This window comes from Erythrobacter sp. JB2-19 (assembly GCF_057365005.1).
This window is the reverse complement of the sequence record NZ_CP200290.1, coordinates 801,487-815,226: the sequence shown is the minus strand read 5'-3', so window position 1 is coordinate 815,226 and position 13,740 is coordinate 801,487. Positions and strand designations below refer to the sequence as shown.

11 protein-coding genes are annotated in these 13,740 nt (G+C 53.6%); 10 read left to right on the top strand and 1 reads right to left on the bottom strand.

What is annotated here, in order from left to right:
• Window positions 1-124 precede the first annotated feature (124 nt).
• Window positions 125-568, bottom strand: coding sequence for an Lrp/AsnC family transcriptional regulator (locus AC0V6O_RS04025; RefSeq protein WP_472638052.1), 444 nt, complete (start codon window positions 566-568; stop codon window positions 125-127).
• A gap of 107 nt (window positions 569-675) precedes the next feature.
• On the opposite strand from AC0V6O_RS04025, the gene AC0V6O_RS04020 reads away from it, so the two are divergent.
• The 10 genes from AC0V6O_RS04020 (at window position 676) to AC0V6O_RS03975 (ending at window position 13,611) form a co-directional block, all read left to right on the top strand.
• Entirely contained in the window at window positions 676-1,872 is a 1,197-nt protein-coding gene (locus AC0V6O_RS04020; protein WP_486141740.1) for a PrnB family protein, read from the top strand.
• A 127-nt stretch (window positions 1,873-1,999) separates the two neighbouring features.
• Window positions 2,000-2,989 (top strand): AraC family transcriptional regulator, encoded by a 990-nt coding sequence (locus AC0V6O_RS04015; RefSeq protein ID WP_486141738.1) that lies wholly within the window; start codon window positions 2,000-2,002, stop codon window positions 2,987-2,989.
• Window positions 2,990-3,104: 115 nt separating this feature from the next.
• The gene (locus AC0V6O_RS04010; RefSeq protein WP_486141736.1) at window positions 3,105-3,656 is read left to right on the top strand and encodes a carboxymuconolactone decarboxylase family protein; all 552 of its coding nucleotides are present in this window, start codon (window positions 3,105-3,107) and stop codon (window positions 3,654-3,656) included.
• Window positions 3,657-3,692: 36 nt separating this feature from the next.
• Window positions 3,693-4,175, top strand: a complete 483-nt coding sequence (locus AC0V6O_RS04005) for a YHS domain-containing (seleno)protein (protein ID WP_486141734.1) — start codon at window positions 3,693-3,695, stop codon at window positions 4,173-4,175.
• Between the two features lie 97 nt (window positions 4,176-4,272).
• Window positions 4,273-4,683, top strand: coding sequence for an MAPEG family protein (locus AC0V6O_RS04000; RefSeq protein ID WP_486141732.1), 411 nt, complete (start codon window positions 4,273-4,275; stop codon window positions 4,681-4,683).
• Between the two features lie 154 nt (window positions 4,684-4,837).
• Window positions 4,838-5,449: a uracil-DNA glycosylase family protein gene (locus AC0V6O_RS03995; RefSeq protein WP_486141730.1), complete on the top strand. Its 612-nt coding sequence runs from the start codon at window positions 4,838-4,840 to the stop codon at window positions 5,447-5,449.
• 329 nt (window positions 5,450-5,778) lie between these two features.
• Window positions 5,779-8,649, top strand: coding sequence for a TonB-dependent receptor domain-containing protein (locus AC0V6O_RS03990; RefSeq protein WP_486141728.1), 2,871 nt, complete (start codon window positions 5,779-5,781; stop codon window positions 8,647-8,649).
• Between the two features lie 29 nt (window positions 8,650-8,678).
• Complete coding sequence (locus AC0V6O_RS03985; RefSeq protein WP_472638043.1) at window positions 8,679-9,359, top strand: response regulator transcription factor; 681 nt, start codon at window positions 8,679-8,681, stop codon at window positions 9,357-9,359.
• 47 nt (window positions 9,360-9,406) lie between these two features.
• On the top strand, window positions 9,407-10,789 hold the full coding sequence (locus tag AC0V6O_RS03980; protein ID WP_486141726.1) for a sensor histidine kinase: 1,383 nt from the start codon (window positions 9,407-9,409) through the stop codon (window positions 10,787-10,789).
• A gap of 50 nt (window positions 10,790-10,839) precedes the next feature.
• On the top strand, window positions 10,840-13,611 hold the full coding sequence (locus AC0V6O_RS03975) for a M16 family metallopeptidase (protein ID WP_472638041.1): 2,772 nt from the start codon (window positions 10,840-10,842) through the stop codon (window positions 13,609-13,611).
• Window positions 13,612-13,740: the final 129 nt, after the last annotated feature.

The window sequence follows — 13,740 nt, the reverse complement described above, 5'->3', positions numbered from 1 at the left end:
GACCCTTCATCTAGTGACCAGATATTCCGCTGATAGATTAGGTTCATCGAGCTCGACGCTTAAGGACGTCGCTCTTTAAAGCAGCCGCTTGAAACCAATCTACCGATATTGATCGCCGCGAACGCTAGGCTCTCATATCTTTCGATGATCCAAGGCTGATATGCGAGGTTATACGGGCGACTTGTGGCAGGATGCCCAGTGTATCAGCGTGAAAGGATTTATAGCGCGCCAAACTGCCGACTTCGACCCGCAGCAGATACTCCACTGATCCAGTAATATTGTGACATTCGCGGACCTCATCGGCCAGCTCCATCGCGACTTCGAACTCTTTTGCATCCTTGGCAAGATGGGCGGAAAGCCCAACCATAACGAATACTGTGATCTCTCCGCCTAGCCTGTGCCGGTCTAGGATCGCGCGATAGCCCTTGATGTAGCCACTCTGTTCCAACTCTTGAGTTCTGCGCAAACAGGCGGAGGCAGAAAGGCCAACTTTGTCCGCCAGATTGGTATTGCTGATTCGGCCTTCACATTCCAAGATGCGCAATATTTTTTCGTCAATCTGATCCATTACACAATTATTCACTGTCATAACGCGATTGGTCAATGTGATTTGCAACCATTCGTATCGAATTGCACGTTATTGTTGTGTCCAATTAAAATAATGGGAAATCAAGAATGGCGAACACATCCAATTCCAACCTCGCGATCAAACCGCTTAGCGAATATGACATGTCTACAAACGGTGGTTTCTTGTGCCGATATGACGCCGCAAAGGTCGAACTGACAGGTGCTTGGGGCGATGCCGCATCTGTGGCTAGCAAGCTCCCTCAAGTCCTACCTTCAAACCGTGTGCGCGCCTTTCTTCAGTCGCGTCTTCCGCACCCAGAGGACCTCTCAGACGTGTCCGCCCTAACCGATGCACAGGCGCGCATGGCGACGGTGCATTACACCTTCATGGTGCAATCCTATATCTGGGGCGAGACGGCCCACACGGACCGGCTCCCCGCTGCTCTGGCAGTGCCGATGGTCACGCTGGCTGACCGATTGGGGCAGCAGCCGCTGCTGACCTATGCCTCTTATGTTCTGGACAATTGGGCTTTGATCGATCCGTCTAAGCCGTTGGGGCTCGACAATATCCAGATGATCCAGAATTTTCTTGGAGGTCAGGACGAGGCGTGGTTTGTATTGGTGCATGTAGCGATCGAAGCGCGCGCAGGCGAAGTCTTTGCACGCTTTGCAGACATTCATGAAGCCGCCACCCGCAAAGACACAGCGGTTGCACGCGAACTGCTTGAGAAAACAGCCGAGACTTGGGCGCAAATCAACGCGCTGTTTGATAGAATGCCAGAACGGTGTGATCCCTATATCTATTTTGAGCGGGTCCGGCCCTACATTCATGGTTGGAAGGACAATCCCGCCCTTCCCAATGGGGTGATTTACGAGGGTGTTGAGCGCTTTGGCACAGCGGCACAGGCCTATCGCGGGCAAACAGGATCGCAATCCTCAATTGTCCCAAGCATGGATGCGTTGCTGGGTGTGGGACATGCTGCTGATCCACTGCGAGCGTTTCTAGATCAATTGCACGCATATCGTCCCCAGCCTCATCGCCGGTTTGTCGATGACGTGCGTTCAAACAGCGGGCTACGTGGATTTGTCGAAGATGCAGGTTCAGCTGCGCTAACCGACGCCTACAACGCCAATATTCAGGCCGTGGCCGATTTTCGAACGCGCCATCTCGAATATGCCGCCAGTTACATCAACAAGCAGGGTAAGCGGAACGCTGGCAATGATACGGAGGTTGGCACTGGAGGCACCCCGTTTATGCGTTATCTCAAGAAGCACCGTGATGAGACACAGGCAAACCTGCTGTAGCCCAATTGGTATAACGCGCCGTGACACGACCGGGATCAAGGCTGTTGCTGGCTCAATTGGCGGCACCAGGAAAGCTGGGTTGCAGTAGAATATTGGCACCTTCGGACGATTGGCAAACTTATTTGATGTGACGGTCAAATTTCACTGGGTAGTCGGACGCTGTGCATTTTCGTATGATGTCGACATGGATATTCTCGACGACGTTCTCGATACGCTTGACCTTAAGGGCGCGCTCTACTTCCGCACAGATTTTTCGGGAGCTTGGTCGGTCACCGTACCGGTACTCCCGGGCGCCGCTCGATTTCATCTGGTGGTCCAAGGCCAATGTACGGTCACGCTTCCCAACAAAGAGCCGTGGGTGCTCAGCCCCGGTGATTTGATCCTGATCCCGCGCGGCCAAACGCATATTCTGTCGGACACGCCAGTGGAAACGGCTCCGCCGCTCGAAACAGTGCTGGACCAGGTCGGATATGACGGGAACGGTTTTCTGAAGGTTGGTGATGGCGATGCCAATGCGAGCACGCAATTGATCTGCGGCCACTTCACATTCCGTCAGAAAGCCGATCATGCGATGCTGCGTGCGATGCCGGAAACACTGCTGACCACCTCTTCAATGCGGGCGAAGAACCCATGGTTGGACGACATACTGCGGTTGATCAGCCGCCATATGCTGTCCGACAAATCCGGGCTGGAGGCGTCGGTCAGGCGTTTATCGGAAGTGATGTTCATCGAATTGATGCGGATCGGGATTGAATCTGGGGAGCAAGGTGGGATCCAGCCGGCACTAAGAGGCTTTCAGGACCCCCAGATCGGGCGTGCCCTGGCGATTATTCATAAAGAATTGTCGGACCCCTGGACCGTGAACAGCCTAGCGCATGAGGTAGGAATGTCGCGCAGCAGTTTCGCAGAGAAGTTTGCTGAATTGATGGGGCAAGGACCGATGTCCTACCTATCTGATTGGCGGCTGCAAAAGGCACTAGCCTTGCTCGAAACGGGCACAGAAAATGTTCAGCAAGTTGCGAATCAAACGGGATACCGTTCGCCCGCGGCATTCACACGCGCCTTTGCCACAAAATTTGGTGAAACACCGACACACTATCGGAAATCCATGACTTAAATTTGCATATCGTCCGGATGAATTTGCATTCTATCGCGATTTAACCACATAGCATTGTCATATCGTCCAATCCAGGCAAATCCCGCTCCATCGTCAAACTAACGAAGGAGCAAACATGTCACGCATAACACCAATCACTTCGGAACAAGCCGATCCAAAGGCCGCCGAACTTCTCGGCAACGTAAAGTCTAGTCTGGGCATGGTGCCCAATATCTTTGGTACGATGGCAAACGCCCCATCGTTGCTGGAGGGATATCTGGGCCTCTCAGGTGCGCTCGGCGCCTCCAGCCTCTCAGGCAAGCTCAATGAACAGATCGCTCTCGTCGTCGCTGGCGCCAATCAGTGCGATTATTGTGCATCAGCACACACAGCACTCGGCGGAATGGCCGGTGTTGATGCCGACGAAATGGCCCGCAACCTTTCCGGTCAATCGGATGATCCTCGCACACAATTGGTGCTCAATTTTGCCTCAGAGATCGTCAGTGCCAAAGGCCACGTCAGCGATGATCGCATCGCAGAGCTGCGCGAAAACGGCTTTTCTGACCGTGAGATGCTGGAAATTTTTGGTCAAGTCATGGCTAATATTTTCACAAATTATTTCAACCACTTGGCTGAAACTGAAATCGACTTCCCAGTCGTGACAACCCCGGCTGCACAAGCTGCCTAACCCCCATCAAAACCCAACAGAAGAGAAGGAAATATCATGCTTAAACAAACCCTTATTGCATCACTTGTTGCTGCTACAGCTTTAACCTCGGGCGTCGCTATCGCTGCTGATGAATACAATGTGTCGGCAGGGCTAACCGCAGCCAATGCGCCACTTGGCCTACACGGCGTTGACACCGTGGCCTTCATTAGCACGGGTAACCGCATCCAGGGCGCGGCCAGATTTGCCGCTGTTCATGACGGCGTTGCATATTATTTCGCCACCCAGGAAAACCTGGACGCCTTCAACGCAAACCCAGCCAGCTATATCCCACAGAATGGCGGATTCTGCACCTTTGGCGTAGCGGTAGGCAAGAAGTTCGATGGCGATCCCCGCTGGGCTGATGTCCGTGATGGCAAACTCTACGTTTTCCTGAACGAGGCCATCTTCAACGCATATCAAAAAGACCCACAGGGAACGATCGCCAAGGCAGAAGCCAATTGGCAGCAAATTCGCAGCACAGCGGCCACCGACTTGTAAACCCGATCGGATTTGAGGAGGGGCGATGCTCCTCCTCATTCATGTTCGGCAGCGAACAATGAACTGATTGATAAACGACCTGAGGAGGGTCGATCCAATGGAAACTGCATACACATATCTCGCTCTAAGCGGCATTCTCACCGTCCTGTTGTGGGTGCCGTATATCACTGCACGTCTGTTTATCTGGGGCCTGCCAACCTTCTTGCATAACTATCCTGAAGGTTTCCCAGCCAGGGAGCCCGAAACACCATTGTGGGTTGATCGGGCAAAGCGCGCGCACCTCAATATGGTGGAGACCATGCCAGCGTTTATCGCTGTGGTCGTTGCAGCAGGATTGATTGGCGACGCATCCACCGCGAGCACAATTGGAACATGGGCATCTGTGTTCTTCTTTGCCCGGATCGCACATGCTGCGGTTTATATACTGGGTGTGCCAGGCCTCCGGACCCCGGTCTACTTGGTGTCTTGGGCCGCGATCTTGGTGATCGGTTTCACGGCCATCGGCTAGGCATCGCATTGCACTTGGCGAGGGTCTGGCGGTTTGGAACCCGGTTCCTGATCGATCGGCCACTCAGGCGAGCCCATGGCTCTCGCCAAGAACATGCAACAGTCAATCCCATGACGCATTCCAGGACTCAGTCCCAAAGGTGACGGATACACGCATGGCAAAAAGCTACAGCCCCGACGTTGCGCAAAACCTTGATCCACTGGTCGAGGAAATCAGTGCGTGCCAGATCTGCACCGCACTACCACTGGGGCCAAACCCCATATTCCAGATAGGATCAAAGGCCAGAATCCTAATCGCAGGGCAAGCGCCTGGACGGATCACACACTTCAAAAGCAGACCTTTCGATGACCCTTCGGGCAATCGGTTGCGCGACTGGCTGGGTGTAGATCGCACCGCCTTCTACGATGCAGATATGTTCGCCATCGTACCGATGGGTTTCTGCTTTCCAGGCACGGGAAAGGGCGGCGATTTGCCTCCACGAAGCGAATGCGAGCAAGCCTGGCGCAAGAAAGTGCTAGACCAATTGACGAACATCGAATTGACGTTGGTCATCGGTAAATATGCGATGGGCTGGCACTTAGGAGGCGCGAAGGGAAAAACGCTAACGGACACGGTCAGGGATTGGCGGACGTTTTGGCCGCGGGTTATGCCCTTGCCTCACCCCAGCCCCCGTAACACTCGATGGCTCAAGAATAATCCTTGGTTCGAAGCGGACGTCCTGCCCCAGCTCCGCAAAGCAACAGCTCGCATATTGCAAGACACATGACTGCCTTTGGACCAATTCTAAAGGCCATGTTCCAAGCGATACAGTAAACGGCACAAGTGCTGCTGGTCGGTCCAGGTAGCCCAGGCAAAATGCGGCAAGATAGACTGAGTACTCATATGCTTGGCATAGTGCCATCAGCGCGCGACATCAGGATCGCCGACCGCCCAGGCAGCGGGACACGCCCACCATAATACTATACACTGGCAAGAGCATTTGGACGGGCGATTACGCCGCGCAATGTTCGCGCATCATTCGCCCCCATTATAAAATCATCAAAAAGTTCGCCGGCTTCAAGCCGAGTGAACAATTGAGGATTTGAGGGGGAATATATGACAACTAGGTCTATGGTCTATGTTTCATCGTCGTTGATTTGCATCGCGATGCATGGGGCCGTTTCAGCACAAGAGACGGGTGCCGAACCGCAAGGCGAAATTGTAGAGGTTGGCACAAGCACCACAGCGATCGACGAAGAAAGCACGGATGCCATTGTCGTCACCGGCAGCCGCCTGTCCGCAGGCGCCGCGTCCGAGCCAGTAACTGTCATAACCGCCGAAGAGATAACCGCACGCGGCATCACCAGTATCGACGAATTGCTGCGTCAGGTCTCTAACAATACCCCTGCTATCTCGGCCTCGAACACAGGCGCAATAAACGGCCGAGCACCGCTCAACCGTTCTAGTGTCGTGAGCAATCTTGAAGGCGGCTCAGTCGTCGATCTGCGCGGGCTTGGCGCGGGATCAACACTGGTTCTGCTCAATGGACGACGTCTTGCCGGTGAAGGTGTTGCCAACGCTGACTTTGCCGACATTTCGGCAATCCCTATCGAAACGATTGAGCGTATTGAGATTGTGAGTGCTGGCGCGTCGGCCATCTATGGTGCCGATGCTGTCGCTGGCGTGATCAATATCATTCAGAAAAGCGACTACACCGGCCTTAGTCTTAGTGGTCAGTACGGCTTTAGCGAGTCAGGCGGTGACGAACTGCGTCTGGGCGGAACGCTCGGCGTGAGTTGGGGAAGCGGTAACATTAACCTGTCCGGTAGCTATCTCGAACAAGACACCATCACTGCCAACGGATTTGGCGTTACGACCCGCGATTTTCGCGATCTTGGCGGGACAGACCGCCGCACGCTGACATCCACTCGCGGCGTGTTTCTGGCGACATCAGGCGCACTACCGTTTCTTCCGGCGAGCGATGTTTTTTCTTCAAGCGGGCTGCTTCTACCGGACGATTCAGGGCCAGTTGGTGCCGGCACTGACCCGTCAACATTCGGTGTGGTGGCGCGGGACGATCTCAGTGAATTTCTGCCTGTGAACTTGGCCCCTGGATTTGAAACCTGGGGCGTCAGCTTTCGCGCGAGTCAGGATATTCCGCTAGGGATTATCAACAATATCCAGCTTGATGCTTCTTATTCTCAGCGTGACACCGTGACGGAAGTGGAGGCACCGCGGATCGACGTCGCCGGTTTCATTGCGAGCTTCAACGGCTTTGGCTCGCCATTCCCAAGCGGGTCGCCGTTTCCCTTTCCATTCCGCACCGACGTGGATTTCTCGCTTGACCTTACAGAGGTCGTGAACGCCGGCATTCTTGCGAACGAATTTATCGATACGCAAAGCGAGAATTTCGATGTGGGGGGCAGGATTACTGGAGACCTTAGTAAGAATTGGGGATGGGAGGCATCGGCCAGTTTCTCGCGCAATGAAGATCGCGGGATCTTTGATGAACTGGTCCTCGGGGATTTGCTTACGGGCAGGTTCGATTTTGACACATTCACATTCACGCCGCCTGTGAATTTGCAACGTGCCGATTTCCTGGTGAACGATCAGATTGCGCAGACGCTGCAGAATGCTCGCCGGGTTCAATTGAACGATGGCCAAACAGACCTGCTGACCTTTCAGGGTTTTGTTCGCGGCAAGCTCTTTACGGGGCGCGCGTCCGGCGCGTTGGAAGTGGTGATTGGCGGCGAGTATCGCGAAGAAAGTCTGAATTTCATCCGGACCAGCACGGACACTCTCGGGGTAGAGGTGACTCAACCTGATCTCGATTCAAACCGCGAAACAACGGCGTTCTTTGCAGAATTGAGTTTCCCAATTCATTCCTCGGTCGTGGTCAACGCCGCGCTGCGCTATGAAGATATTCAAAACAACGGAACCTCAGTAACCCGGCAGAGCGCATTGGACCTGTTCCGAGAGAACGGGATCAATCAGTTTACGCCCGTAGGAGAGCTGGCCGAATATAGGGGATCGAGCGATGGATTTAGCCCGCGGCTGGGCATTGCTCTGTACCCGACGGACGATCTGACTATCCGTGCGACAATCGGGCGTTCATTCCGCGCACCAAATGCCACCGAGATTGGTCAGGCAAGCATAGTCGCAAGCCCCTTTGATCCGCAGGTGGACCCAGTATCGGGCGTAGTGCTTGATCCAACATTGGTGCCGCTGGTTTCAGGCGGCAACCCCGACCTGGGTAACGAAACAGCCGAAACACTGAACGTCGGCGGTACGTATCGTTTCGATGCATTGGGCAGCAATTTTCGCGTCGATGTCGACTATTTCGCAATCGATTACAGCAACCGGATTGCATCCTCTGCCCCATTCCTGGGGGCGAGTTTCCCGCAAAGAGACCTGTCAGAACCAGCGATCGTCCGCGATGCAGCCGGAAATCCTGAATTCCTGTTTAGCGGCCCTGTAAACCTGGCAAGCCAATTCACGGCTGGCCTAGATGTGAAATTCAATCATGTTGTATCCTTGGGTGAGCTGCAGATCGACAGCCTGTTCACATACAGCCGCATACTGGACAATGAAGAGCGGCTAACAGAAGGCTCGCCATTCGAGAGCACTCGCGGCGAGGATCAACCATCGACCAGATGGAACTTCCGCTCACAGCTAACCTACAACAATTGGTCTCTCACTGGCGTCGTCATTCACAATGGTGGGTACAGTGTTGAATCGGTCGGCTTTATCGATGGGGTTTTGACCATGGGTCAAATCCCGGTCGACAGCCTGACTCTGGTCGATCTCAACCTCGCCTACACTTTGCCAAAGTCGCTGGGCCCCATTGGAGGCACTAGAGTGACACTGGCAGTCGATAATGTGTTTGATCAGGATCCACCGTTCTTGAACCTTGCCAACGGTTTTTCCTCTCTCGGGTATGACCTGAGACGACGCACGGTCTTTGTTGGGCTAAGGAAGAGCTTCTAAGAGACGACACGTTCTGAGGGCCGGCCAGCATGCGAATATTGGTGATCGAAGATGACAATGAAATCGCGGAAATGCTGGTCGGACTGCTTGAGGCAAACGGCTACATCGTCGATCATCAAATCAGCATTGAACTAGCAATTGAGGCGATCAAGGGCGCGGATTACGCATGCGTGATTTTGGATCGCGGCCTGCCAGATGGTGATGGGGTTGATCTGATTGAGCAACTGAAGCGAGAATTGCCGAGCGAGGAATTGCCCTCGTTCTTGATACTTTCAGCGCACGGGCAGGCAAGCGATCGAATTCATGGCCTGTCCGCCGGCGCGCTGGACTATTTGGCTAAGCCCTATGAGCCTGATGAATTGCTCTTGCGGCTCAGGATATGCAGCAATTCGAAACAGTCCGCACAGCACAAGGTCATAAACGTCGCGAACGCCCAGTATGATCTCAACTCGCGGCAGTTATCCGTGGATGGCCAAGCGGTGGCCTTGCCTCGGCGCGAGCTGGCAATCTTCGATCTACTGGTGCGCCGCAAGGGAGAGGTTGTCTCCCATCAAGCAATCGAAAATTCGATTTACAGCTTCGACGACGAGATAGCGTCAAACACCGTGTCCTCGCAAATATCTAGATTGCGCAAGACCCTGGCCAACAGCGGGTCCGGGCTGCATATTCGCGTGATGCGGCACGTTGGCTACATCCTTGTCGAAAAATGATTGGTAAGTTCGCCAGAAGCGCATTCAATAGCCTTTCGTCGAGGATCATGCTGGTCTTCATCGTATCCCAATTGGCGATGCTGGCTATCTTCACCGTATTGCAATGGCAGGCTGATCAGCAGCAGCGGGATATTCCGCTTAATGACGTGTTTGCCTTTCACATGATCTCCGCACTCAGCGCCTATGAGCAAGATCCCAGCTCATTGGAAAGACCATTAGAGCCTGAAGACATTCCCAAACTGCGGGCCTCAGTCGAAGATATAAAACTTAAGAACCCTCAGTTTCGATATTTTGTCGAGCGTGACGGGCATTCTTCATCTTATGGCGAACCCCCAAAGATTTTACCGAGCTTGCGTGAGCAATTGCGGCAAGACGGGTTGTCGGCGAAAGACGTGCTGTCGCGGACCTGCCCCACTTTGTTTTACGATTCAGACCAGATCTACGCATTTGTGAGGCAGTGCAATGGCGTTGAGAGTGCCGGTGAAGTCGCTGGTATCGAGCCGGGATATACCCCGATCAACGATGCGCATCTGCTGCGCACGCCGCTTGAATTTGCTTTCGAACCTATCCTTGTCAGTTATGCCCTACTCATCATCCTCACGCCGATGCTGATCTTCGCCATAATGCGGCCAATCAAGCGCGCCGCCAACATTGCGCGAGACATCTCACCTTCAACTCGCGGTGCAAAACTGCCTGTCAAAGGGATGTTTTCCGAGGTGCACGGGTTTGTTGAGGCGATCAACAAAGCGCTTGCCCGGCTTGATGTCGGCTATGTCCGTGAACAGAAATTCCGCAACGCAATCGCACACGAAATGAACACGCCGCTCACTGTTTTGCGAGCGCGTCTTGAGAATGTCGAAGACGAAAAACTGCGTACCAAGCTGGTTGGTGATATCCGCCGGATGAGCGAACTTGTGAGACGCTTACTCGAATTTGCGAGCATCTCGGCAGAGGCGATCAATATCAAGGAAATCGACCTGGTGGCGGAGATCAGCACAACCTGCGATTCATTGCGATCTGCGGCCCGTGCACATGGCCTTAGTATTGAATTGGCCCTGCCGCACGATGTGGACACGGTCTTGATACGGGCAAATGCAACCGCGCTGTTTCTTGCGATCAACAATATCATCAACAACGCCATCCATCACAGTCAGACCGGGAAACCGATTGCCGTAAGGGTGGATAGCAATGGGACGGTTACAATCCGTGATCATGGCATGGGGTTCGATGCGTCGAAGTTCGGATTGAGCGAAGATGGCCAGGACACGGCAGCTACAGAACGCAAAGGGAGACGCGGATTAGGGCTATCGATTACCATTCAGGTAATCGAACTCATCGGCGGCAGCATCACATGCAAGAGTGAGCCAGGTTTTGGCACAATGTTCACCATCACACTGCCGCTGGCAAAAAAATCTGAGCCGCAATCTTAGCGCATAGTCGCACCCGTAGTGCCATTCCCGAAACAATGGGAAGCCTGATCATGAATAAGTTCTTGTTGCTGGGGTCGTCCGCCCTGCTCGGTTTGCATAGCGTAACCTTGGCCAGCGAAGAAGCGAGCGTGCAAATCATCTCAGAAGAGCGCGCAGCGGAGGAGAGCCTGCCGTTCTCCGAGTACTTTCAATACGAGACCTTCACCCTTGAAAACGGGTTGCGGGTGATCGTCCATGAAGATCGCTCTGCCCCGGCAATTTCAGTCACCAACATTATCAACGTCGGTTCAAAGGATGAACCGGAAGGGAAAAGTGGCTTTGCGCACTTGTTTGAACATTTGCTTTTCAACGGCACGGTCAATGCACCGGGCGAATATTTCGAGCACCTGAAGAGGCTTGGTGCGACGGGCGCCAATGGGACGACCAACAACGACCGGACAAATTATTTTCAGACCGTTCCGACAGGTTCGCTCGAAGGAATATTGTGGTTAGAAAGTGATCGGATGGCCAACCTCCTCAGCGGACTAAGCGAAGAGGTTCTTAAAAATCAGATCGAAGTGGTGAAAAACGAAAAAGGCCTTTCGGACAACCGGCCATTTGGCAGCTCTCAATACACCTTGCTGGAAATGCTCTATCCCGAAGGGCATCCTTATGCGCATTCGACGATCGGTTCCATCGAAGATCTGGAAAGCGCTACGCTTGACGATGTTCGGCAGTGGTTCCGCGACTATTATGGCGCGCGCAACATGGTACTCGTGCTGTCAGGTGACGTTGATAAGCAAACGGCCGAACCATTGGTGAGAAAATACTTCTCGCGACTACAGCCCGGTCCTGGAATCGATCGTGTCGTAGCCTATCCGGTAAAACGGGAAACGAACACTCTTCAGCATGTAACCGACATTGCCCCACAATCCGAGCTGAAGCGTTATTACATGCTACCGAAGATCACCGATCAAGATACATACACGCCAACAACAGCGGCAAACCTGCTTGGCTTTGACGAAAATTCACTTTTGCATAGGCGCTTGGTGGAAGACATGGAGCTTGCCACTCGCGCATACGGTTCCGTAGATGCACGGGCGCTGGATACCGTTTTCATCATCACCCTTGTTCCAAGGGAAGGCGTATCTCTGGAGCGTTTATCCGCAGCTCTGGACGAAGTCATGGCGGAATACCGGGAGGCCGGTCCAACCGAGGCAGATCGTGAACGTTTGGCCGCGCGGAGGAGAAACAATGTGTTTCGGGCCGCAGAATCGATTGGCCTGATCGGCGGAGCCCTGGGAGAAAATCTGCTGCTGAGGGGGGATCCGAATTTCGGGCTGCGTTCCCGAGTGTGGGCGGCAGAGATGACCAAAGGCGAGTTACACAATGCAGCTCAAGAATGGCTCAACAATGGATATCACGAACAGCGCAAGGAAGCGCTTCGCGAAGCGCCTACCTCTGTAGAAGCTGACACGCTGACAGAAATGCCCCCTGTCCTACCGACAGAGGCAAAACCTTTCCCAGAGCCAGAACGCTTTACACTGAGCAATGGCACCGAAGTTGTATTTGTCCAAAGAACCAATTCTCCAACTGTTGAAATGGCTTTTGTTACCCCAGTTGGACGGTCTCATCACAATATGAGGGATGCACGAACTGCCCGGCATGTAGCCGAAATGATAAGTTCCGGAGGCGCTGGAGGGCTATCGCGTCAAGAAACGGAAGAACGCTCCGCGCTGAATGGCGCCCGTATTTATGCGCTAGTCGAACGCATGCAGACGCGCGTTGGCCTCAGCACAAATGTCGAAGATTTCGAAAAAGCGATCAGCCTGTGGGCGCTTGCGCTGCGCCAACCCAATTTTTCGCAGGCGGATTATGATTTCTTTGCAGAGCGCAACACCGAGGAAAATCTGGTTCAGAGCAGAACACCCGAAGGTGTCGCATTCGATCAAGCTGGAGTTGGTCTGTTCGGGGCAGATCACTACGAAACTCTGCAAGACAAGATCGCGTATTTTGAAAGCGCAAACCCCGACGAACTGCGCGACTATCACGCCAGGTTTTTCAGGCCGGGAAATGCGCGCATTTTCGCGGTCGGCAATGTGACCAAAGCGGCTTTAGAAGCAACTCTTGAACAAGAACTAGGTTCTTGGCGCGGCGCGGTGCCAGAACTCGCGCCGATAAGAGAAGACGTTCCTGGGAACCCTGAGCGACCACGTTTCGTGCTGGTCAACAAAGAAGGCAGCTCGCAAACTCTGGTCTACGCAACACGACTATTCCCGTTGGAATATGATGACAATTATACCGAAGAGCTTGCCAATCAGGTGTTCGGCGGTGGTTTCACCTCGCGGCTGAACCTCAATATCCGAGAGGATAAGGGTTGGACCTACGGAATTAGCTCCGGCATCATCCCGCGTCCTCATATTTCGCAATGGCGAGTAAGCGGAACCATCACTGGCGAACATACGATGGGGGCATTGCGCGAAATTGTGCGTGAAGTGGATGAGTATCTTGGTGAGCGCCCCATCGATGCGGCGGAACTGGCTGAGACCAACGAGCCGATTATACGGGGAATCTCAAACAGCATGGGCAACAATGCGTTCCTGCTGGGTAAGTATACAACCAATGAATTATTCAACAAACCGCATGCGTATTTGAACGAAGAGGTCAATCGGCTTGCGTCAGTCACTGTCGACGAGATTCAAGCCGTTGCGCCAACCATCATGGCGACCGACGACCTCACATGGGTGCTTGTTGGTGATCTTGATAACTTTGAGGACGAATTGCGGGCATCCGGTCTTGGCGATGTCGAGGTCTATGACCTTTCAGGCGATCGAATTCGGTAAGTCCGGCGAATTCATCGCACCATGCACCAATACCCCCATGGTGCAACAAAGGAGATGTCGCTCCGCCCAAATTGCGGAGCGGCATTTCCCGTTTCAAAGCCCAGCCAGAGCAAACATCCTCGATGACGT